The sequence below is a fragment of the Streptomyces sp. NBC_00285 genome, assembly GCF_036174265.1.
GTDB lineage: Bacteria > Actinomycetota > Actinomycetes > Streptomycetales > Streptomycetaceae > Streptomyces.
Window position 1 is genome coordinate 9,437,985 of sequence record NZ_CP108055.1, and the last position, 21,333, is coordinate 9,459,317.

Consider the following 21,333-nt stretch of genomic DNA (forward strand, 5'->3'; position numbering starts at 1 on the left):
AGGAGCGGTGATGTCCCCCATCGAGATCGAACCCGGACGGCTGTTCATGGGCGGTCAGTGGCGCGAGGCCGCCGACGGCGCGCGCACGGAGGTGGTCGACCCGTCCCGGGGCGCGGTCCTCACGACCGTCGCGGAGGGCGGCGCCGCCGACGTGGACGCGGCCGTCCGCGCCGCCCGGGAGGCCTTCGACGGCGGCACCTGGTCCGGCCTGAGCGGACGCGAGCGGGGCCGGATCCTGCACCGGGTCGCCGAGCTGATCCGCGAGAACGCCGACGAACTCGCCCAGCTGGAGAGCCTGGACGTCGGCAAGCCGATCTCCCTCTGCCAGGCAGTGGACGTGACCAACGTGGCCAACGACTACGAGTACTTCGCCGCCCTCGCCCAGCAGATCGACGGCTCGGTCCGCAACACCCCGATGAACGCCCTCGCCTACACCAAACGCGAGCCGCTCGGTGTGGTCGCCGCGATCACCCCCTTCAACTTCCCGCTGATCCTCGCCGGTTCCAAGATCGGCCCCGCGCTCGCGGCCGGAAACACGGTCGTGCACAAGCCGGCCGACGAGACCCCGCTCAGCGCCCTCTACATGGCCGCACTGTTCCAGCGGGCGGGCGTACCGGACGGCGTCGTCAACGTGGTCACCGGCACCGGTCCGGTGGCCGGCGAGGCCCTGCTGCGCCACCGCGGGGTCGACAAGATCGCCTTCACCGGCTCCACCGCGATCGGCCGCCACGTGGCCGTCACCGCGGGCGAGGCGCTCAAGCCCGTCACCATGGAGCTCGGCGGCAACGCGGCCAACCTCGTCTTCGAGGACGCCGACCTGGAGAAGGCCATCGGCGCGATCATCAAGGCCTTCGTCTTCAACACCGGCCAGTTCTGCATGGGCGGCCCGCGCCTGCTCGTGGCCCGGTCCGTATACAGCACCGTGCTCGGCATCCTCGCCGACGCCGTGCCCGGCGTACCGGTCGGCGACCCGCGCAACCCCGAGACCGTCGTCGGTCCCATGGCGGGGGAGAAGCACCTGAAGAAGGTCGAGGAGTACATCGACCTGGCCCGCAAGGAGGGCGGCCGCATCGTCTGCGGCGGTGAACGCCTCGACCTCGACGGCGGCTTCTACTACAAGCCCACCGTGATCGCCGACCTCTCCAACGACTCCCGGGTCGTACAGGAGGAGATCTTCGGACCGGTCCTGACCGTGCAGCCCTTCGACACCGAGGACGAGGCCGTGGCCCTCGCCAACTCCACACCGTACGGCCTGGCTTCGGGCGTCCAGACGACGAACCTCGCCCGCGCCCACCGGGTCGCCGACCGCCTCCAGGCCGGCGTCGTCTGGGTCAACGACTGGGCGATGCTCGACCCGGCGGTGCCCTTCGGCGGAGTCAAGGACTCCGGCTACGGCCGCGAGTACGGCCCCGAGGCGCTCGATGCCTACACCAGGGTCAAGTCCGTCGTCGTCTCGCTCGACTGAGCACTTCCAAGGAGTTCCTGCGATGTCCATCACCACCCGTGCCGCGGTCGTCGAGTCCGGCGGCGCACCCTTCACCCTCTCCGACGTCACCCTCGACGAGCCCGGACCCCATGAGGCGCTCGTCCGCATGGTCGCCACCGGCCTGTGCCACACGGACCTCGGTGTCGCGAGCGGCGGACTGCCCTTCCCGCTGCCCGGAGTCCTCGGGCACGAGGGCGCGGGAGTCGTCGAGGCCGTCGGCCCTGCCGTCACCGGCGTCGCGCCCGGCGACCACGTCGTGCTGTCCTTCACCTCCTGCGGCGACTGCCGCAACTGCGACGGCGGCCACCCCGCCTACTGCGGCACCTGGCTGCCGCTGAACCTCCTCGGCGGCCGCCGGGCCGACGGCACCAGCACCATCAGCCGCGACGGCGAACCGCTCGGCGGGCACTTCTTCGGCCAGTCCTCGTTCGCCGAGCGCGCCCTGGTCGACGAGCGCAGCCTCGTCAGGGTCGACAGGGACGTGCCGCTGGAGTCCATCGCCCCGCTCGGCTGCGGAGTCCAGACCGGTGTCGGCGCCGTGTGGAACGTACTGAAGCCCGTCACCGGCTCCACGATCGTGGTCCTCGGTGCCGGGGCCGTGGGCCTGTCCGCGGTCATGGCCGCCGCCCTCACTCCCGCCACGACGATCGTCGCCGTCGACCGGGTCGGCGAACGGCTCTCCCTCGCACGGGAGTTGGGCGCCACCCACACCGTCAACGCGGCGGACGAGGACCTCGGTGAGGCGCTCGCCACGATCACCGGCGGGCAGGGCGCGGACGGCATCGTGGAGACCACCGGCAACGTGAGTGTCCTGCGGCAGGGCGTCGACGCGCTCGCCGCACGCGGCACCGTGGTCGTCGTCGGCGCCCCGCCGTTCGGCACCGAGGTCTCCCTCGACGTCAACGGGCTGCTCGGCGGCAAGCGGGTCGTCGGTCTCACCCTCGGCGACGCCGAGACGCAGAGCTTCATCCCCGCCCTGGTCCGCATGGTGAAGGAGGGACGCCTGCCGCTGCACCGCCTGATCAGCACCTATCCGTTCGCGGAGATCGACCAGGCGGTGCGGGACATGCGCGCGGGCAAGGCGATCAAGCCCGTCCTGACGTTCTGACCCCGGTCGGTCAGTCCATCACCAGGACCAGCTTGCCCGTCGTACGGCCGGTGTCGCCCAGCGCATGCGCTTCGGCGGCATCGGCCGGCGGGAACGTCCCCGCGATCGTCGCCCGCAGCAGGCCCTTGTCGACGAGGTCGGCGATCGCCCGCATCCCCGCGCGGTCGGCGTCCACGAGCATGCGGACGGCCCGTACGCCGAGCCGTTCGGCCTCCTCGCCGAACTCGTCCGAACCGACCGGCAGGATCGACACCACGACCCCGCCCGGCCGCAGCACCCGCAGCGAGCGCACGGACGTCTCGCCGCCGAGCGTGTCCAGCACCACGTCGACGTCCTTCACGGCGTCCACGAAGTCCGTCTCCCGGTAGTCGATCACCTCGTCGGCCCCCAGACCGCGCAGGAAGTCGTGCTTGCCCGCGCTCGCGGTACCGATCACATATGCGCCCCGCGCCTTGGCGATCTGCACGGCCACGTGACCCACCCCGCCGGCCGCCGCGTGGATCAGCACCCGCTGCCCCGGCCGGAGATCCGCGATCTCCACCAGCGCCTGCCACGCGGTCAGGGACACCAGCGGCAGCGCGCCGGCCTGCGTGTGGTCGATCGACGACGGCTTGTGCGTGAGCGCACGGACCGGCGCGACGACGTACTCGGCGTGCGAGCCGTGGCCCCACGGGTACGGCAGCATGCCGAACACCTCGTCGCCGGGCTCGAACGTGGCGACCCCGATGCCGACCGCCTCGACCACGCCGGACACGTCCCAGCCGAGGACGAACGGCGGCTCGCCCAGGAAGCCGCCGGTCGCGCGGTGCTTCCAGTCGGTCGGATTCAGGCCGGCGGCGCGTACCCGCACCAGTACCTCGTTCGCCCGCGGTGCCGGGCGCTCCACCTCGATCTCCTTGAGGACCTCGGGCCCGCCGAGGACGTCCTGACTGATGGCTCGCATCGTGTTCACAGTGCTCATGGTCGTCCAGCCTGCCCGGGTCGGCCTGCCCGGGAAATGGCACGATTGCCAACCTTCGATAGGATCGTGCCATGCGGCATGGAGACGAGACCGGGCGGACCGAACGGGTCGTGGTGTTGGCCCTGGACGGCGTGTATCCCTTCGAGCTGGGCATCCCCAGTCGGATCCTCGGCGCCGCCGACGGCCGGTACGAGGTGCTGACCTGCACGGTCGACGGCCAACCGGTGCGCAGCAACGCCGACTTCACCATCGGCGTCGAGCACGGGCCCGACGTCCTCGCCACCGCCGACACCGTGGTGATCGCCCCCTTGTCTCCGGAACGGGTGACCGCCGACCTGCCTGAGCAGGTGCTGAGGGCGCTCTCTTTCATCCGCCCGGACGCCCGGATCGTCTCCATCTGCACCGGTGCCTTCGTGCTCGCCGCGGCAGGTCTCCTGGACGGCCACCGGGCGACCACCCACTGGCAGCTCGCGGACCAGTTCCGGCGCATGTTCCCGCACATCGACCTCGACCCCGGCGTCCTGTTCGTCGACGACGACCGGATCCTCACCTCGGCCGGAGCCGCCTCCGGCGTGGACGTCTGCCTGCACCTGGTCCGCGAGGACCACGGCAGCGAACTGGCCAACGCGGTGGCCCGCCGCTGCGTGGTCCCGCCCTTCCGGGACGGCGGCCAGGCCCAGTACATCGAGCAGCCGGTCCCCGAGCAGGGCGCCGCCAGTACCGCCGGAACCCGCGCCTGGGCCCTGGAACGCCTCGACGAGCCCCTGACCCTCGCCGATCTCGCCGCCCACGCCCGGATGAGCCTGCGCACCTTCGCCCGCCGCTTCAACGACGAGGTCGGGCTCAGCCCCGGCCGCTGGCTGATCCAGCAGCGCGTGGTCCGGGCCCGGCACCTGCTGGAGTCCAGCGACCTGCCGGTCGACCGGATCGCCGGCCGCGTCGGCTTCGCCACCGGCGCGTCCCTGCGGCAGCATCTGCACGCGGCCATCGGGGTGTCGCCGCAGGCCTACCGGCGGACGTTCCGGACCGCCGCCCGCTGACCGCGAACGTTCCGGGGCCCCTCGGCGTCGAAGGATCACGAGGACGGCCGGTGGACGGGGAGCGGGGATGCGCGGAGCGCTGTGGGTGGTACTGGTGGCGACGGTGGCCGTGGCGGTCGTGGCATGCGAGTCCGGGGAGGGCGTCGTCATCGAGGGCACCGCACCCGCCACGCCCTACGACGGACCGCTGAACGTCCCCACGAAGGAGCTGGACGAGCACACCCCGCAGGCCATGCGGCTCGCCTCCGGGGCCGCGGGCCGGGCCCTGGAGTGCGAGGGGGAGATCCACCTCGGCAACGGTCCCGACGGCTGGAGCGGCGACGACGGCGGGGACAGCCCGGAGGAAGGGCTCGCGCTGTACTTCGACCTGTTCGACCCGGGCGACCCTCGCTCCGGCTACCGCGCGGAACGCCGGGAGCCGGACCGGGTGCTGTACTCCTACGACGTGGACGGCCGCACCAAGGTGGCGGTAGTGGTTGCCAAGGACCAGGAGGGCAGGCCTGGTTGGGGCCCGGAGACCAGTGCGTCCTGCGACCCGTCCGAACTCCCGGCGTCGTACACCGACTCCCACGGCATCGAGATCTGGACGGACCGTGACGGCGGCCGGGTGTCGACCACCGAGGTCACCGGCTCCGCGGGGGACGACCACTGCGGCTGGCGGGCTGTGCACTTCCTCGCGCTGGGAGACCGGACGTACGCCCGTAACCCGGAGGGCCTGCTGGAGCCCGGCATGGCCACGGCCCGCTACGACGACGGGGTCGAGCTGCCGGCCGCCGCGCGGGACACCGGATACCGCTACCAGGACTGGCGGGTGTGGCTGACAAACGACCGGCGGACGGCGTACGTCCGCACCCCCGAAGGTGTGGACGCCTGGCCCCTTCTCAGGGAACAGGTGGCCTGCAAGTAGGTGTGACTCAGCGGCTGGCGTGCAGCGCGACCAGCAACTGCCAGACCTGGTCGGCGATGTGGGCCGCGTCGGCGTCGAGCAGGCCGTGCAGCCAGTCGCCCAGCACACCGGCGAAGGTCGCCGCGACCGCGGAGGCGACCAGCGGGGCGTCGGCCGCGCCCGCGAGTTCGCGTTCCCGCAGGCTGTAGGCCCTCAGATCACGGTGCAGGACCCGGCCGAGCGGGCCTCCGCCGCCCGGGGTGAGCAGGGCCCGGTACAGCTCGGTGCGCGGGGTGAGGGAGGCGAAGAACTCGGCGAGCGCGGGCGGCGCGTGCACCGGATCGGGCCGCCCGCGCCAGGCGTGCAGCGCCTCCACGGCATCCCGTACGACGTCCGCGCAGGCGTCGACCGCGAGCGCCTCCAGGCCGTCGTAGTGGACGTAGAACGTGGCCCGTCCGACCCCGGCCCGCCGCACCAGCGCGGCCACCCCGACCTCCTCCAGCGGCCGCTCGGCACACTCCGCGAGCAGCGCCTCCCGCAGCCGCGCCCGGGTGCGGGCCGCCCGCGGGTCCTCGGGTGCGGGACGGGTCACCGCGCGACTAGGACGGCGGCCAGGGCGAGTGCGCCGGGCAACGCCTGCGCGGCGAGGATCCGGATGTTGGCGGTCACGGCGCCGTAGACCCCCGCGACGATCACACACGCGAGGAAGAAGATCTGCGCCCGGAACCCGGTCGGATCCGCGGCCACGAGCCCCCACACCAGGCCCGCCGCGAGGAACCCGTTGTAGAGACCCTGATTCGCGGCCATGGAGGCGGTGGCCCGGGCCATCTTGGGGTCGAACCCGTGGAAGGACATGCCCGGCTTCTTCTGCCACAGGAACATCTCCATCACCAGGATGTACAGGTGCAGCGCCGCCACCAGGCCGACCAGCACGTTCGCCAGGATCTCCACCGGGTTCTCCCTCTTTCTTGGACAGGTGTCCACCATAGCAGGACAGTCGTCCAGAAAGTCGCGCTGTCAGTCCCGCCCGATAGCGTGCGCGCATGACCGATCAGGACCTGACCGTGCGCCGCGCCCGCCCCGAGGACATCCCGGGACTGGTCGCCTCCAGTACCGGCCTCTTCGCCGAGGACGCGGGTACCAGGGACACGAACGTGGACATCGACTGGCCGCGCGAGCACGGGGCGGCGTCGTTCACGGCGGCCCTGTCGGACCCGGCGCGACTGGTCCTGGCTGCGGTCCACCGGGGCGAAGTGGTCGGACACCTGACGGGATCGGTGACCGAGCCCTCGGCCATGCGGCCCGTGAAGGCCGCCACGCTGGTCAGCATGTACGTCCGGCCCGCGCATCGGCGGGCACGCGCCGGCGGGCGCATGGTGGAGGAGTTCCTGGCCTGGGCCACCGCGCAGGGCGCCGCCCAGGTCGAGGTCACCGCCTACTGCGCCAACACGGAGGCGATCCGCTTCTACGAGCGGCAGGGCTTCACGGCCCAGTTCCTGACGTTGCGACACCCGTTGCGGCACCCTGGCGGCGGAAAGCCGGAGGTGGAACCCGCCGCGAACGGCAAGACTGACAACGTCAGTTGATGATCCAGCAGGAGGACGCCCACTCATGGCCGCGCAGCCCGCACGCCCCGCCAAGCAGCGTAAGCAGGACGCCCTGCACCGACTCGAACACGACGCGGACGTCTGGGTCGCCACGGCCCCTGACGACGGATCGGGTGTGCCCTATCTCGTTCCTCTCTCGTTCGTGTGGGACGGTTCCACCGTCCTGCTGGCCACCCCGGCCAACAGCCCCACCGGCCGCAACCTGAAGGCGACCGGCAGAGTGCGGCTCGGTCTGGGACCCACCCGGGACGTCGTGATGATCGAGGGCACCGTCGACACCGTCACCCAGGCCGAACTGACCGAGGAAGAGGGAGACGGGTTCGCCACGCGGACCGGCTTCGACCCCCGCCGGCTCACCACGCCCTACCTGTACTTCCGCGTCCGGCCGCAGCGCGTGCAAGCCTGGCGCGAGGAGAACGAACTCACGGGCCGCGAGCTGATGCGGGACGGGGAGTGGCTGCCCGCCGACTGAATCGGCCGCGCCGGGATATCCGCAAGGTACAAGGCCGCGGGGCGCCAACGCCCCGCGGCCGGACCCTTCGGAGGAGACATGGCACTGGTGAAAACGGGGGTCGTCGTGCTCGACTGTGCCGAGCCCGAGAAACTCGCCGTGTTCTACAAGGAACTACTGGACGCCGAGGAAACGGACGCCACCGCCAACCGCGTCGAGATCAGGGGCGCCGACGGGTTCCGCCTCGGATTCCGTCGCGACGTGAAGGCGACGCCGCCGAGCTGGCCACGGCCCGAGAACTCCCTCCAGGCCCACATCGACTTCGTTGTGGACGACCTGGACGCGGCCGAGCGCAAGGTGGTGGAACTCGGCGGCCGCCCGCTGGAGGCGAAGGACATCTCAGGGCCGTACGAGGAACGCGGGTACGCCGATCCGGCGGGCCACTCCTTCACCCTGCGCCTGGTCACCCCGACCGCGCCCAAGCAGGGCTGAGTCAGTCCCGGCCGCCCTTCTCGGAGGCCGGCCAGACGCCGGTGGACCGCTCGATGGCCTTCGCGCCGGTGCGGTCCACCGCACTGCGCACCACGGCGAAGATGGCGCCCTGGACCGCGGCCGCCAGGAGGATCTCCCCCCAGCCGCGGTCCTGGTCCAGGGCGTCCGGCGCGTCCTCCTCGTTGCGAATCGCCATCCAGGTCTTACGGAAGGCGAGCCCCGCCAGCCAGCCGCTCGACCAGCCGAGGGCGAACCCGAGGGGCTGGTAGGCGAGAGGGAGCTTCATCTTCTTCTTCTTTGCCATGTGGATCTCCTTGTCCGAGCAGTCCGAGCAGTCCGAGTAAGCGGTCGATGAGGAGAACGCTCAGGGGCGTCCTCGTTCCGGGACCCGCTCGTCCGGGCGAGGCGGTCCCGGCGGGGTGCCGTCGCCGAACGGACGGCCGCCCAGCTCCTCACGATGATGCGGCGTCAGCCAGCCCGCCAGGTCCGGGCCGAGCGGGACGATGCCGGTCGGGTTGATGCCGGTGTGCACCTGGTAGTAGTGCCGTTTGATGTGGTCGAAGTCGACCGTGTCACCGAAGCCCGGCGTCTGGTGGAGATCGCGTGCGTACGCCCACAGCACCGCGTTCTCCGTCAGCTTCCAGCGGTTGCACTTGAAGTGACCGTGGTAGACGGCGTCGAAACGAACCAGTGTGGTGAACAGCCGGATGTCCGCCTCGGTGATCGTGTCCCCGACCAGATACCGCTGCCCGGCCAGGCGCGCGCTCAGCAGGTCGAGCCGGCGGAACACACCCTCGTACGCCTTCTCGTACTCCTCCTGCCCGGTGGCGAAACCCGCACGGTACACACCGTTGTTGACGTCCTCGTAGACGTCCGCCATCACCGTGTCGATCTCGTCGCGCAGCGCCCGCGGATACAGGTCGGGCGCCCCCTTGCGGTGCAGGGCCGTCCACTCGGTGGCCAGGTCCAGGGTGAGCTGCTGGTAGTCGTTGGTGACGAGCTTCCCGCTGGGCACGTCCACGAGCGCGGGCACGCTCACCCCGCCGGGATGGCCGCTCTCCCGCCGGTCGTAGGCCTCGCTGAGGTAGCGGATGCCGAGAACCGGGTCGCGGCCGTCCGGGTCCAGGGTGAAACGCCAGCTGCGGTCGTCCTGGACCGGATCGGTGATCCCCATCGACAGGGTGTCCTCCAGGCCGAGCAGACGTCGCGAGATCACCGCCCGGCTCGCCCACGGACACGCACGGCTGACCACCAGGCGGTAGCGGCCGGCCTCCACCGGCCAGCCGTCCCGTCCGTCGGCGGTGACCCGGTCCGCGAAGTGGCTCTTGGACCGCTTGAACGCCTTCTGGCCGTACGCGCTGTTGCCGTCGTCGGCACTGCCCATTTTTCCTCCCGTCGTACGTCTGTCCTGGACGCGTTCCCCGTTTTCGGCCGACGGCACGGTGTGAGTGCCGACGAGCCGGGCAGTCGGCGAAGGTGAGCGGGACATCTACGAACGACAAGAGCGGGACATCCACGAACAGCGAGGCGGACCGGAAGACGCGCGTGACCGTCCTGGTGGCGCTCGCGGCGAACCTGGTGATCGCTGTCGCCAAGGCACTCGGCGGCCTCTTCGCGGGCTCGCCCGCGCTGCTGTCGGAGGCGGCACACTCCGTCGCGGACAGCCTCAACGAGGTCTTCCTGCTGGCCGCGCTGCGCCGCAGCCGTCGCCCGGCCGACCGGCGCCATCCGTTCGGCTACGGCAAGGAGCGGTTCTTCTGGTCGCTGATTGCGGCCGTCGGGATCTTCGTGATGGGCGGCTGCTTCTCCGTCTTCCAGGGCATCGAGGCGCTCCGTAACGGCGCCGAGGAGGAACTCAGCGGATACGTGGCCGGCCTGATCGTGCTCGGCGTGGCCTTCCTCGCCGAGGGGATCTCACTGGTGCGGGCTCTGCACCAGGTGCACAAGCAGGGCGGGGTCGCCCAGGGCATGCGGGACCCGGCCCTGCGTACGGTGGTCGCGGAGGACGGCACGGCGGTGCTCGGTGTGAGTGTCGCCATGGCCGGCATGGCGCTCCACATGGTCACCGGGCAGGTCGTCTGGGAGGCGTCCGCCTCCCTGGCCATCGGCGTGCTGCTCGTCTACGTGGCCTACCGGCTGGGCCGCGAGGCCAAGGGCCAGCTGATCGGCGAGGCCGCCGACCCGGAGTCCAGTGCCAGGATCAGGGCGTTGCTGGACGCGCAGCCCGAGATCGACAGCGTGGAAGCGCTGTTCACCATGAAGATGGGGCTGGACTCGATCCTGGTGGCCGCCCGTGTCGATCTGGTGCCCGGCATGGACAGCGAGCAGGTCGAGGAGGCCGCCGTGCGCATCAAGCGCTCCGTCTCCCGGACGGTGTCCGAGGCCGGCGAGATCTTCCTCGACGTCACCGACCGGCCGGCCGAGGAGGCAAGGGAAAGCCCCGCCGCGACGGGGGAACGCGGCGGGGCCTGAGGCTCAGGTTCCCGGCCGAAACCGGTCCATGCGCCCTCGTGCCGAGAATTTCCGAGAGCGGTCAGTCCCCGTCGACGGGCTCCAGGACGAAGACGGGGATCACCCGGTCCGTCTTCTCCTGGTACTCGGCGTACGGCGGGTACGCCGCGACGGCCCGCTCCCACCACTCGTCCTTCTCGGCGCCGGTGACCTCACGGGCGGTGAATTCCCGCTTCGCCGGGCCGTCCTGGAGCTCGACCCGCGGATCGGCCTTGACATTGTGGTACCAGACCGGGTGCTTGGGCGCCCCGCCCAGTGAGGCGACCGCTGCGTAACGCCCGTCGTGCTCGACACGCATCAGGGGCGTCTTGCGGAGATTGCCGCTCTTCACGCCCCGGGTCGTCAACAGGATGACCGGCATCCCCGTGTCCATGAGCGTGTTCCCCTTGGTGCCGCCGGAGCTCTCGTACAACTCCACCTGGTCGCGCACCCATTGGGTCGGGCTGGGCTCGTACTCGCCCTCAAGAGGCATGGTTTCCGTCTCCTCGTCGTCTGCTGCGGAGGGTCTCGCACCGGACTCAACACAGTCCGGCGCGAGTTTCATACCCACAGGGTTCCCCCGGACCCGGCCACGTCACGGCAGAACCATCCGAACGGCGAGTGCCGTGATCACGGCACTCGACACGAGCGCCGTCACCAGGCGCCCCCGGTGACCCGTGAGCGCCCGCCCCAGCAGAGCGCCACCCCCGGCGAGCAGGAGTTGCCAGCTCGCGGACGCGGCGAACGCCGCGAGGACGAACACGCCCTGTTCCAGGGGCCGTACGGCCTCCTCGGCACGGGTACCGAGGACCAGGGCCGCGAAGTAGATCACGGTGGTGGGGTTGAGGAGCGTGATGCCGAGCAGACCCAGATACGCCCGGGCGGGGCTCGGGGGAGGCGGAGCGGACCGGGTGGTGAGCCGGTGGAGGCGGTACTGCCGTACGGCCGTGACCGCGCCGCGGGCCGCGAGCGTCACCAGGACCAGGGCGGCCGCCCAGCGCAGTGGCCCGAGGACCGGCCGCAGCAGTGCGGCGACGGCGGAGCCGCCGATCGTGGCCACCAGGGCGTACAGGCCGTCCGCGGTCGCCACTCCGAGCGCGGCGCAGGCACCGGTGCGCAGGGAGGTCCGGGCGGTGAGGGAGACAAGGTAGGTCGCGACCGCGCCGACGGGAACGGCGATGCCGTACCCCGCGAGCAGCCCCGCGACGAGCGCGGCGGTCACGAGCGCGGAAGCGTAGGCCTCCGCGGTCGGCCGGGCTGCTGCTGGACCCGCACCGGAAGAGCGGCGGTGGCGGTCGGCGGCAGGAAAGCTTCGGTCGTCATGGCCAGATAATGGGGGCGACCGACAACCCAGGGCAACCGGAATTCCAGGTACGGCCGCCCCGTCACGAAGGCCGCCGTCTGTTTCGTCGTCCCGGGGCGACGATCTCCGGCCAGATCGCCCCCGCCACCGATCTGGCCGAACTTGCCGTCGCCCTATAGATGCTCTGGGCATCTAATGGAGATCTGTACGGCGCACCCTTCGTCTGTGAGGTCTTCCATGACGGAAACGGAACCCGTCGCCTTCCCCCAGGACCGGACCTGCCCCTACCACCCGCCCACGGCCTACGACTCCCTGCGGGCCGCCCGCCCGCTGTCCCGGATCACGCTCTTCGACGGCCGTCCGGCCTGGTTGGTCAGCGGTCACGACACCGCCCGCGCCCTGCTCGCCGACGCCCGGCTGTCCACCGACCGCACCCGCGACGGCTTCCCGGCGCCCACGGCACGCTTCGCGGCGGTCAGGAACCGGAAGACCGCACTGCTGGGCGTCGACGACCCGGAACACCGTGTCCAGCGCCGCATGATGGTCCCCAGTTTCACACTCCGCCGGGCCACCGGACTCCGTCCGCACATCCAGCGGATCGTCGACGAACGCATCGACGCGATGATCGCCCAGGGCCCGCCCGCCGAGCTGGTGAACGCCTTCGCGCTGCCCGTCCCCTCGACCGTGATCTGCGCCCTGCTCGGCGTGCCCTACGCCGACCACGACTTCTTCGAAGGACAGTCCAGGCGGCTGCTGCGCGGCCCCGAGGGCGCCGACGTCATGGACGCCCGGGACCAACTGGAGTCGTACTTCGAGAAGTTGATCGACCACAAACAGAAGCAGTCCGAGCCGGGCGACGGCGTGCTCGACGAACTCGTCCACCGGCAGCTGCGGGACGGCGAACTGACCCGCGAGGAAGTGATCGCGCTGGCGGTCATCCTGCTCGTCGCCGGACACGAGACGACCGCCAACATGATCTCCCTCGGCACCTACACGCTCCTCCAACACCCGGACCGGCTGGCCGAGTTGAGGACCGACCCCGCTCTGATCCCGGACGCGGTCGAAGAGCTCATGCGGATACTGTCGATCGCGGACGGACTCCTTCGGACGGCCGTGGAGGACATCGAGGTGGCCGGGACGACGATCAGGGCGGGTGAGGGAGTCGTCTTCTCGACCTCCGTCGTCAACCGGGACGAGGACGTCTACGCCGATCCGGACACCCTCGACTGGCACCGGCCCGCCCGGCACCACATCGCGTTCGGGTTCGGAATCCATCAGTGCCTCGGCCAGAACCTCGCCCGCGCCGAACTGGAGATCGCCCTGCGCACCCTCTTCGACCGGCTGCCCACCCTCCGCCTCGCCGCACCCGCCGCCGAGATCCCCTTCAAGCCCGGCGACACGATCCAGGGGATGCTGGAACTCCCCGTGACCTGGTAAGAGGCTCCGCCCATGCAGACCGACATCCACATCGCCATCGACAAGGACGCCTGCATCGGGGCGGGCCAGTGCGCCCTGGCCGCCCCGGGCGTCTTCACCCAGGACGACGACGGATTCAGCACCCTGCTGCCCGGCCGGGAGAACGGCACCGGCGACCCGATGGCCCGCGAGGCGGCCCGGGCCTGCCCGGTGACGGCGATCACGGTGTCCGAGACGGCCGACTGACCGGCGGGCGCGGTGCGCGATCAGGTCGGCCGGCCTTAGGCGCGGGAGGCACGCCGTGTCGGCTGGTTGTCCGGCCAAGGGCCGGCTCAGCACACCCGCGCGCGCCGGCGGCCCGTGGCGGTACGGCTCATCCCGTCGTGTCGCGCGCGAGCGCAGGATGCCCGGGCAGATCCGGGAGACCAACGTCGTCGGCCGGCCCGCAGGTTCTCTGTCCCACGCGCCTCCGGACCGGCCAGGCTCCTGTACGGCGCCCGTCGGCTGCCGTTCCCGCTTCTTCAGTAGGGTTCCGGCGTGAGCGAACAGGACGAGATACCGCCCTTCTTGTACGTCGTCGTCTGCGCCGCGGGCATTGCCGCGGACGTGGGCAAGCTGATCACCGCCGCGCAGGAGCGGGAGTGGCACGTCGGCGTCATCGCGACGCCGACCGCCATGAACGGTTTCTTCGACACGGCTGCCGTCGAGGCGCAGACCGGCTACCCGATCCGTTCGTCCTGGCGCCGCCCGGGTGAGCCGCGCCCCTTCCCGGAGCCCGACGCGGTCGTGGTCGCCCCGGCCACCTTCAACACGATCAACAAGTGGGCCGCCGGCATCGCCGACACTCTCGCCGTGGGCACCCTGTGCGAGGTGTCCGGCCGGGGCGTCCCCGTCGGCGTCCTCACCTGTGTCGCCGACGACCTCGCCGGCCACCCCGCCTACCAGGACAGCCTGATCCGGCTGCGGGGGATGGGTGTGCGGTTCGGATACCCCTACCAGGGCACGGAAGGCGAGGATTTCGGCTGGGAGCGGGCGCTGGACCTGGTGGAGTGAGCGGACGGCTCCCCCCGGCAGGAAGCCGGGGGAAGCCCCTGGAAGCGTGAGCGAAGGGCCTGCGGATCGCCGGGAGCCGCGCCTCTCGCAGTGAGTGACCCCTGTTACCCGTTACCCGTTGCCCAGGCCGCCGATCCGCTGCCGTTCCTCGGTCCGTCCCTTGAGGATCACATCAACGCCCTTCGGGAACTGTCCGGCGCAGCGGCCCGGCTCGGAGACGGCCGTCGGGCCGATGCTCTGTTGTACGACCCGCACCACGACCGTGGAAGGCGGCCGGCGCCGGAGTCGGGTGAGCGCGCAGGCGAGGTCGTACGGCCGTCCCGTCGTCGTGGTGCAGCGGCCGGTCAGTGGATCGACGCAGCGGGCGTTCCCGGCGACTCGGGCAGGGCCCGGGGTTCGCCCGTCACCGGCCGGGGGTGCCGCCGCGTGCCGGACCGCGGGATCCCCCGGGGCCGAGGAGCCGTACAGGGACACCGGGCGCACGCGAAGTCGTACGCTCCCTTCTCGGACCCCTCTTGAGGCAGGAGCAGCAACGATGCAGTACGTGAAGCTCGGTTCGACGGGCCTGGACGTCTCTCGGATCTGTCTGGGCTGTATGTCCTACGGCCTGCCGGACCGCGGCGTGCACGAGTGGACCCTCGACGAGGAGGCGTCGCGGCCACTGATCCGGCAGGCACTGGAGACCGGCGTCACCTTCTTCGACACCGCGAACGTCTACTCCGACGGCACCAGCGAGGAGATCGTCGGCAAGGCCCTCGCGGACTTCGCGAACCGCGACGAGATCGTCCTCGCGACCAAGGTGCACGGGCGGATGCGGTCGGGGCAGAACGCCGCCGGGCTGTCCCGCAAGGCGATCATGACGGAGATCGACCACAGCCTGAGGCGCCTCGGCACCGACTACGTCGACCTGTACCAGATCCACCGCTTCGACCCCCACACCCCGGTCGAGGAGACGATGGAGGCGCTGCACGACCTGGTGAAGGCGGGCAAGGTGCGCTACATCGGAGCGAGTTCGATGTACGCCTGGCAGTTCTCCAAGATGCAGTACACGGCCGAGCGGCACGGCTGGACCAAGTTCGTCTCGATGCAGAACCACTACAACCTCCTCTATCGCGAGGAGGAGCGCGAGATGCTGCCGCTCTGTGCCGACCAGGGCGTGGGTGCCCTGCCGTGGAGCCCGCTGGCCCGCGGCCGGCTGACCCGTGACTGGGGCACGGTCACCGACCGCAGCTCCTCCGACGACTTCGGCAGCCGTCTGTACAAGGAGGGCGACCGCTCCATCGTCGAGGCCGTCACCCGCATCGCCGACGACCGGGGCGTCCCGCGCGCCCAGGTGGCCCTGGCGTGGATCCTGTCGCGGCCCACGGTGGCGGCCCCGATCGTGGGAGCGGGCAGGCCGCACCACATCGAGGACGCCGTGGCCGCCGTGGAGTTGGAGCTCAGCGACAAGGAGATCAAGGAGCTGGAAGGGCCTTACACGGCCCGTCCGATCGTCGGTCACAGCTGACTAGTGCGGGCCCTGCGGTGCGAACTCCGTGCCGCACGGGCCCGACCCCTCGCTCTCCGGCAACGGCACCCGGGCACCTCGCATCGACAACGTCCGGTAGAAGTGCCCGATCCGCTCGGTGGAAGCCCCCACGTAGTGCCCGATGAACGAGCGACGGAACCTGTCGGCCGTACGGTTCGGCTGCGATCCGTGCACCAGGCTGCCGTTGAAGAACAGGACGTCTCCCGGCTCCATGTCGACGGGAACCGCGGCGAGCCCGGGAGGCGGTGCCACGTACTCGCGTGCGAAGGACAGCTCGGAGTCCGCCGTCTCGGGGCAGAACAGGTCCATCCGGTGCGTACCCGGTACGACCTCCAGCCCCCCGTTGTCCCGGTCGATCACATCGCAGGCCACCCAGGCCGCGACGCACGTCCCCGGCTCGACCCGCAGATAGAAGTTGTCCTGGTGCAACGCCTGCCCCCGGGCCCCCGGCGGCTTGAAGTAGAACATGCTCTGCGCGGCCAGCACCTCCTCCCCGAGCAGCGTCTCCAGCACCTCCCGCAGCCGGGCGTCCAGCAGGACCTGCAGTGCGAGGCCGTTGATCTCGTGCGGCTGCATCACGCGCGGATACCTGCGCAGCGGGTCCGCGGACTCGCTCGGCTCGAAGTGCCCCGGCACCGGCCCGCCCGCATGCAGTGCCGCGAACTCGCCGCACAGCTGATCGATCTCGTCGTGGGTGAAGAGCCCCCGGACGACCGTGAAGCCGTTCTCCTCGAACTGCCGCACCCCTGTCTCGATGCCCGTCACTGTCATGTGTCCGCCCTTCGCCGGGATGTGGTCCACTCGTCACGCTAGGCCGCCCGCCGTCCGAGGAGGATGCCCGTGACCGCCGACGGATTGCCCGTCACTGCCGCCACCGGCACCCCCGATCCACCACCGGGCCTCGTGGTCGTCGGCCGCTACGACGAACTCCCGGGCTACGCCGTCCAGCGGCCGCACGGCGCCGAGAGCTGGCTGTTCACCTGGACGGTGAGCGGCCGCGGCGCCCTGCGTCAGGGCCGGGCCGAGACCGGGGCGGGTGCCGGGGACCTGGTGGTGCTCGCCCCCGGCGTCCCGCACCGCTACGGCGTCGAACAGGGTGCCGACCACTGGGAGTTCTGGTGGGCACACTGCCCGGCCAGGCCGTCCTGGAGTACCTGGCTGCGACCGCACGCCCGCGCCGACGGCATGTACGTCGTCCCTCGCGACCCCTCCGGCGAAGACAGGGGAGGAGCTGCGGACACCCGGGCATTTGGGCCGTACGCGAGGATCGAGGCGGCCTTCCTGCGTATGCTCGCCGACGCCCGCTGGACCGGCACCGGCATCCCGCCCATGACCGTCCCGCCTGCGACCGCCCCGTCCGCAAGCACCCCGGCCGACGACCGCGTCGCGGTGGCCGTCGCCCACGGTGCCACCGCCCGTGAACTCGCCCTGTGCGCGCTGGAGGAGGTCGTCCTGCTCACCGCGGGTGCCGCGCGCCGGACGCGGACCGCCGCCGGGATGGATCCCCGGGTGCAGCGTGCCCAGGAGCTGATCGCGGCCGACCCCGGCGCCGCGCACACCGTCGCCTCGCTCGCCGCCGAAGTCTCGCTGTCGCCGTCCCGGTTCGCCCACCTCTTCACCCAGCAACTGGGCCGCTCGCCGATGCGGGTGCTGCGCGAGGCGCGTCTGCATCACGCGGCCCGGCTGCTGGAAAGCACCGACCTTTCGGCGGAACGCGTCGCCGCGGCTTCCGGCTTCGCCAGCCCCTTCCACTTCAACAGAGTCTTCCGCGCCCGCTACGGGAGGCCGCCCGGCGTCTACCGGACCGCCGGTTCAATGGTTGGGGCGTGACGTCATGGGTCCGGCCGGATGCGCTGTGTAGTGGAGGTTCAATGGTTCTCTGGATCTCTTCGCGGAGTTAACTGAATCCTGTTTCCAATTAGGGAATCGAGAACGCGGCAATCGTCGAGGTGCTCGGCTTGACGAATCGTCAAATCCATGCCCGGTCAGTCCAATGCAGAAAACCGTGGGATCTCTTGTTAGGCGTCCCTGACCTGTGCAAAGGTGTGCCTTGTCGGCGCACGGACAATGCATATTCCCCCTGTGCGCTCTCGACCCCCCTCCGGACGCCCTACACGCTTCAAAAGAGCTGGCGCAGGCGGACGTACCCATTGGTATGGACTTAAAGCAATGCAGCATGCCTCGGGAGGAAATGCCGCCGTGAATGACGCAGGTCTGTGGAATTCTCCGTCTCCGGCTCGCCCCTACGACGTCACGGACGAGCAGCTGAGCGCCGAGCTCAAGAAGTGGAGCGGAACGACACCCGCCCTGCAACCCGTCGGCGAACTCCTCGACCGTCACTGGGAAGCCGCCTTCGCGTACGCGCGGCTGTGCACCGACGGCCCCCGCCCCGCTGGCATGCTGACCACCGCCGCCTTCACCCGTCTTTTCGGGGAGTCCCTGCGGCAGACCGGGCCGACGGCCGCGTGGCGTCCTCATCTGCTCGTCACCGTCCGCCGGATCGCAGCCGAGTGGGACTCCGACGGCCGACGGGAGATGCTCCACCCCGCGCTGAGAACCGAGGCGGGCGGTGAACGCGCCGCTGCCCGCCTGCTGCCGCCCACCGAGCGGCGTCTGCTGTCCGGCGCCTTCCAGCGGGTGCAGCAGTCCGCCCGCTGCCTGCTGTGGCACACCGAGGTCGAGGCGGAACCCCTCGGCGTCCCCGCCGCGCTCCTGGGCCTGGACGAGGAGGACGCCGGAGTGGAACTCCGGCGGGCCCGCGAACGGCTTCGCGAGGAGTGCCTCCAGGTCCACCGCGAACTCGCCCCCGAGCAGGAGTGCCGGCACTACCTGCGGCTGCTCGACGTGACCTATCGGCGCGGCGGGGTCGACCTCGACCCCGATCTGCGCGAGCACCTGGAGCGGTGCAGGCACTGCATGCACACCGCGGACCAGCTGCACCAGTTCAATGGCCGGCTCGGCCTGGCCCTCGCCGAGGCCGTACTCGGCTGGGGCGCCGCCGCCTACGTGGACGCACGGATGAGCGCCGCCGAGGGGGGCGCGCCGGACGAGGCCGAAGACCACGCCATGGCCAGGCCGTTCGTGGGGGAGGCCTTCGGTATTCCGCTGTGGTCCGGCGCCCCGGCCGAGGGGGCCACCGCTTCCGGCCTCGCCGTTCCCGGGCCCCGCTCCCGGGCCCGCTCCGCCTCCCGCCGCTCGGCCCACAAGGCCGCCCGGCGCACCTCCCGGCGCAACCTCACCGCAGCCGTCCTGACGGTGAGCGGGCTCATCGTCCTGCCGCTGGTGATGTGGTCCTCGTTCGGCCCGTCCGACGGCGACACGTCGGCCGACGCGGGGCCCTCCGAGATACCGGGCACCGACACGGCCTCCGCGAGCAGCGACCCGTCCTGGGCCGGGGCCGGCGAGGCACGCAAGGGCGACCTGAGCGGTCGTCTGCACAACGTCGACTCCGGGCTGTGCGTCGGTGTCGGCGGACACAAGCTCACCCAGGGCGCCGAGGCCGAGCTCGCGCAGTGCTCGGCCTCCCCGGACCAGCAGTGGACGTACGAGACCGACGGACTGCTGCGCAGCGCCGCCGACCCCGACCTGTGCCTCGACTCCCACCTCGGCTTCTCGGTGCGGCTCGCGACCTGCACGGGCGCCACCACGCCCGACGCCAAGAGCGTCCGCTACGACTTCACCCTCCAGGGCACCCTCGTGCCGCGCTGGGACCAGGACCTCGCCCTGACGCCCGCCGCCACCGACGGGTCCGGCGCGCTGGTCCTGAAGACCCGTGACGAGGGCTCGGCGCAGCGCTGGGTGTTCGACACCTCGAAGACCGACGTCCAGATGCAGGCGGTCAACTGGGACGCGGAAAGCAGTTCCACGCCCACGCCGAAGTCCGCTCCCGCACCATCGAGCACGTCCACGGCGACCCCGAAGGCGTCCGCCACGCCGTCCACCCCGCAGGCCACGCCGACCCCGACGAGCAGCGCCACCACGAACGCCCCCTGCTACCCCAACCCGTACTACTGCAACGGGGGCGGCAACCCGTACGGCGGCGGTTACGGCTATGGGGGCCCCTACGGCGGCGGTTACGGCTACGGGGGTCCCTACGGCGGCAATCGCTGATCCGGCCGCACGCCCCGACGTTCGCCGACGTGGCGTCACGCCCGGCCTTCACGCCCGGCCTTCACGCTCCGACGAGCTGGAGTGAAGCCCACAGCGCCACAACGGCGGCGGCCAGCGCGGCCGGCACGGTCAGCAGACCGAGCCGGCTGAACTCCCCGAGCCCGACCTCATGGTCGTGCCGGTGCAGGATGCGCCGCCACAGCAGCGTGGCCAGGGACCCCGCGTAGGTCAGGTTCGGGCCGATGTTCACCCCGAGCAGCACGGCGAGGACCGCGCCGGGGCCGGCCGTGGCGGTGAGCGGCAGCAGCACCAGGACCGCGGGCAGATTGTTGATCAGGTTCGCCAGGACGGCGGCCAGCGCGGCGATCCCGAGCAGCGCGAGAAGTCCCGTCCCGTCGGGCAGAGCATGGCGCAGTGCGTCCGCCAGCCCGTTGTCGACGACCGCACGCACCACGACGCCGAGGGCGAGCACGAACGCCAGAAAGGCCGGTGCCGCCGCCCGCACCACCGAGACCGGGGTGGCCTTCTTCCGGACCAGGGCTCGGCCCGCCAGCACCAGCGCCCCCGCGCACGCGACCCAGGCGGGGTCGATGCCGAAGGCCGACGCCACCACGAAACCGGCCAGCGTGCAGCCGACGGTGATCAGGGCGAACAGCGGCAGCGCGGGTTCGTCGGCCGACTCGGGGGAGTGGTCGACGACGGCCAGGTCGGCCTCGAAGAAGCGCCGGAAGACCACGTACTCGACGGCGATCGCAGCCAGCCAGGGCAGCACCATGAGCAGCGCGAACCGGGTGAAGCTCAGCCCGCTCGCCTCCAGGGCCAGCAGGTTGGTGAGGTTCGACACCGGCAGCAGCAGTGAGGCCGTGTTCGACAGGTGCGCGCACGCGTAGACGTGCGGTTTGGCGCGGGCTCCCATCCGGAAGGCGGTGGCCAGCACCACCGGCGTCAGCAGTACCACGGTGGCGTCCAGGCTGAGCACCGCCGTGATCGCCGACGCCAGCACGAACACACCGGTCAGCAGCCGGGTCGGGGACCCCGCCGCCCGCCGGGCCAGCCAGGCCCCGCAGGCCTGGAACAGGCCCTCCACGTCACAGAAGTGGGCGAGCACCAGCACGGCGGCCAGGAACCCCACCACCGGGCCCAGTTGGTGGACCTCCGCCCAGGCGTGTTCCGGGGAGATCGCTCCGGTCACGACCGTCAGTCCCGCCGCCGGCACGGCGAGCGCCGCCTCCGGCCAGCCGAAAGGGCGCATGACCGCCCACGCGAGTACGGCGACGAGCAGTGCGACGGACAGGGTTTCGGCGAGCGGGGTGTTCAGGGCAGATCCTTCGAGGCGCGAGCAGACAGTGCCGGGTCATGAAACCAGGCGGGGGTAAGAAACCCGCCAATACCCCGATCCGGG

The 21,333-nt window shown here is 71.3% G+C and carries 24 protein-coding genes; 14 read left to right on the forward strand and 10 right to left on the reverse strand.

Translation table 11 applies throughout. From position 1 onward, the window contains the following. The first annotated feature begins 10 nt into the window (after positions 1-10). Positions 11-1,465 carry an aldehyde dehydrogenase family protein gene (locus tag OHT57_RS43250; RefSeq protein ID WP_328752440.1) on the forward strand — a complete coding sequence of 485 codons (1,455 nt, stop codon included), beginning with the start codon at positions 11-13 and terminating at the stop codon, positions 1,463-1,465. A 22-nt stretch (positions 1,466-1,487) separates the two neighbouring features. Beyond that, the gene (locus OHT57_RS43255; RefSeq protein ID WP_328752441.1) at positions 1,488-2,594 is read left to right on the forward strand and encodes an NAD(P)-dependent alcohol dehydrogenase; all 1,107 of its coding nucleotides are present in this window, start codon (positions 1,488-1,490) and stop codon (positions 2,592-2,594) included. A gap of 10 nt (positions 2,595-2,604) precedes the next feature. Here the strand turns inward: OHT57_RS43255 and OHT57_RS43260 are convergent, their stop codons facing one another. Continuing rightward, positions 2,605-3,555 carry an NADP-dependent oxidoreductase gene (locus OHT57_RS43260; protein ID WP_328752442.1) on the reverse strand — a complete coding sequence of 317 codons (951 nt, stop codon included), beginning with the start codon at positions 3,553-3,555 and terminating at the stop codon, positions 2,605-2,607. Positions 3,556-3,626: 71 nt separating this feature from the next. On the opposite strand from OHT57_RS43260, the gene OHT57_RS43265 reads away from it, so the two are divergent. Both OHT57_RS43265 and OHT57_RS43270 read left to right on the forward strand, forming a co-directional pair. Beyond that, a complete protein-coding gene (locus OHT57_RS43265; protein ID WP_328752443.1) occupies positions 3,627-4,595 on the forward strand; it encodes a GlxA family transcriptional regulator in 969 nt (322 codons plus the stop codon). 67 nt (positions 4,596-4,662) lie between these two features. Further along, positions 4,663-5,502, forward strand: a complete 840-nt coding sequence (locus OHT57_RS43270; RefSeq protein WP_328752444.1) for a hypothetical protein — start codon at positions 4,663-4,665, stop codon at positions 5,500-5,502. Between the two features lie 7 nt (positions 5,503-5,509). Here the strand turns inward: OHT57_RS43270 and OHT57_RS47560 are convergent, their stop codons facing one another. Next, on the reverse strand, positions 5,510-6,073 hold the full coding sequence (locus tag OHT57_RS47560; RefSeq protein WP_443053553.1) for a TetR/AcrR family transcriptional regulator: 564 nt from the start codon (positions 6,071-6,073) through the stop codon (positions 5,510-5,512). Continuing rightward, positions 6,070-6,432, reverse strand: a complete 363-nt coding sequence (locus OHT57_RS43280; RefSeq protein WP_328752445.1) for a DUF1304 domain-containing protein — start codon at positions 6,430-6,432, stop codon at positions 6,070-6,072. The genes OHT57_RS47560 and OHT57_RS43280 overlap by 4 nt, the downstream gene beginning before the upstream one ends. Positions 6,433-6,524: 92 nt before the next feature. Between OHT57_RS43280 and OHT57_RS43285 the strand changes: the two genes are divergently transcribed. The 3 genes from OHT57_RS43285 to OHT57_RS43295 all read left to right on the forward strand — a co-directional run bounded on the left by OHT57_RS43285 (position 6,525) and on the right by OHT57_RS43295 (position 8,031). After that, positions 6,525-7,067, forward strand: a complete 543-nt coding sequence (locus tag OHT57_RS43285) for a GNAT family N-acetyltransferase (protein WP_328752446.1) — start codon at positions 6,525-6,527, stop codon at positions 7,065-7,067. A 25-nt stretch (positions 7,068-7,092) separates the two neighbouring features. Further along, positions 7,093-7,560, forward strand: coding sequence for a pyridoxamine 5'-phosphate oxidase family protein (locus tag OHT57_RS43290; RefSeq protein WP_328752447.1), 468 nt, complete (start codon positions 7,093-7,095; stop codon positions 7,558-7,560). A gap of 78 nt (positions 7,561-7,638) precedes the next feature. Further along, positions 7,639-8,031: a VOC family protein gene (locus tag OHT57_RS43295; protein ID WP_328752448.1), complete on the forward strand. Its 393-nt coding sequence runs from the start codon at positions 7,639-7,641 to the stop codon at positions 8,029-8,031. 1 nt (position 8,032) lies between these two features. On the opposite strand, the gene OHT57_RS43300 is transcribed toward OHT57_RS43295, so the two are convergent. Both OHT57_RS43300 and OHT57_RS43305 read right to left on the reverse strand, forming a co-directional pair. Next, complete coding sequence (locus OHT57_RS43300) at positions 8,033-8,335, reverse strand: DUF4235 domain-containing protein (RefSeq protein ID WP_328752449.1); 303 nt, start codon at positions 8,333-8,335, stop codon at positions 8,033-8,035. Between the two features lie 60 nt (positions 8,336-8,395). After that, positions 8,396-9,415 carry a glutathione S-transferase family protein gene (locus OHT57_RS43305; protein ID WP_328752450.1) on the reverse strand — a complete coding sequence of 340 codons (1,020 nt, stop codon included), beginning with the start codon at positions 9,413-9,415 and terminating at the stop codon, positions 8,396-8,398. A gap of 92 nt (positions 9,416-9,507) precedes the next feature. Between OHT57_RS43305 and OHT57_RS43310 the strand changes: the two genes are divergently transcribed. Continuing rightward, entirely contained in the window at positions 9,508-10,503 is a 996-nt protein-coding gene (locus OHT57_RS43310; RefSeq protein ID WP_328752451.1) for a cation diffusion facilitator family transporter, read from the forward strand. Positions 10,504-10,564: 61 nt separating this feature from the next. Here the strand turns inward: OHT57_RS43310 and OHT57_RS43315 are convergent, their stop codons facing one another. Continuing rightward, on the reverse strand, positions 10,565-11,014 hold the full coding sequence (locus OHT57_RS43315) for a nitroreductase family deazaflavin-dependent oxidoreductase (protein WP_328752452.1): 450 nt from the start codon (positions 11,012-11,014) through the stop codon (positions 10,565-10,567). Positions 11,015-11,116: 102 nt separating this feature from the next. Next, positions 11,117-11,743: a LysE family transporter gene (locus OHT57_RS43320; protein WP_328752453.1), complete on the reverse strand. Its 627-nt coding sequence runs from the start codon at positions 11,741-11,743 to the stop codon at positions 11,117-11,119. Between the two features lie 318 nt (positions 11,744-12,061). Here OHT57_RS43320 and OHT57_RS43325 point away from each other — a divergent pair, with 318 nt between their 5' ends. The 3 genes from OHT57_RS43325 (at position 12,062) to OHT57_RS43335 (ending at position 14,293) form a co-directional block, all read left to right on the forward strand. Then, positions 12,062-13,261 (forward strand): cytochrome P450, encoded by a 1,200-nt coding sequence (locus OHT57_RS43325; RefSeq protein ID WP_328752454.1) that lies wholly within the window; start codon positions 12,062-12,064, stop codon positions 13,259-13,261. Between the two features lie 12 nt (positions 13,262-13,273). Then, positions 13,274-13,486 carry a ferredoxin gene (locus tag OHT57_RS43330; RefSeq protein ID WP_443053554.1) on the forward strand — a complete coding sequence of 71 codons (213 nt, stop codon included), beginning with the start codon at positions 13,274-13,276 and terminating at the stop codon, positions 13,484-13,486. A gap of 291 nt (positions 13,487-13,777) precedes the next feature. Next, a complete protein-coding gene (locus tag OHT57_RS43335) occupies positions 13,778-14,293 on the forward strand; it encodes a flavoprotein (RefSeq protein WP_328752455.1) in 516 nt (171 codons plus the stop codon). 111 nt (positions 14,294-14,404) lie between these two features. Here the strand turns inward: OHT57_RS43335 and OHT57_RS43340 are convergent, their stop codons facing one another. Next, entirely contained in the window at positions 14,405-14,776 is a 372-nt protein-coding gene (locus OHT57_RS43340) for a hypothetical protein (protein ID WP_328752456.1), read from the reverse strand. Positions 14,777-14,828: 52 nt separating this feature from the next. On the opposite strand from OHT57_RS43340, the gene OHT57_RS43345 reads away from it, so the two are divergent. Further along, positions 14,829-15,800: an aldo/keto reductase gene (locus OHT57_RS43345; RefSeq protein ID WP_328752457.1), complete on the forward strand. Its 972-nt coding sequence runs from the start codon at positions 14,829-14,831 to the stop codon at positions 15,798-15,800. On the opposite strand, the gene OHT57_RS43350 is transcribed toward OHT57_RS43345, so the two are convergent. Beyond that, positions 15,801-16,592: a phytanoyl-CoA dioxygenase family protein gene (locus OHT57_RS43350; protein ID WP_328752458.1), complete on the reverse strand. Its 792-nt coding sequence runs from the start codon at positions 16,590-16,592 to the stop codon at positions 15,801-15,803. A 63-nt stretch (positions 16,593-16,655) separates the two neighbouring features. Here OHT57_RS43350 and OHT57_RS43355 point away from each other — a divergent pair, with 63 nt between their 5' ends. Continuing rightward, entirely contained in the window at positions 16,656-17,651 is a 996-nt protein-coding gene (locus tag OHT57_RS43355) for a helix-turn-helix domain-containing protein (RefSeq protein ID WP_328752459.1), read from the forward strand. A 369-nt stretch (positions 17,652-18,020) separates the two neighbouring features. After that, positions 18,021-19,931, forward strand: a complete 1,911-nt coding sequence (locus tag OHT57_RS43360) for an RICIN domain-containing protein (protein ID WP_328752460.1) — start codon at positions 18,021-18,023, stop codon at positions 19,929-19,931. 61 nt (positions 19,932-19,992) lie between these two features. Here the strand turns inward: OHT57_RS43360 and OHT57_RS43365 are convergent, their stop codons facing one another. Continuing rightward, positions 19,993-21,249, reverse strand: coding sequence for an arsenic transporter (locus OHT57_RS43365; protein WP_328753497.1), 1,257 nt, complete (start codon positions 21,247-21,249; stop codon positions 19,993-19,995). Positions 21,250-21,333: the final 84 nt, after the last annotated feature.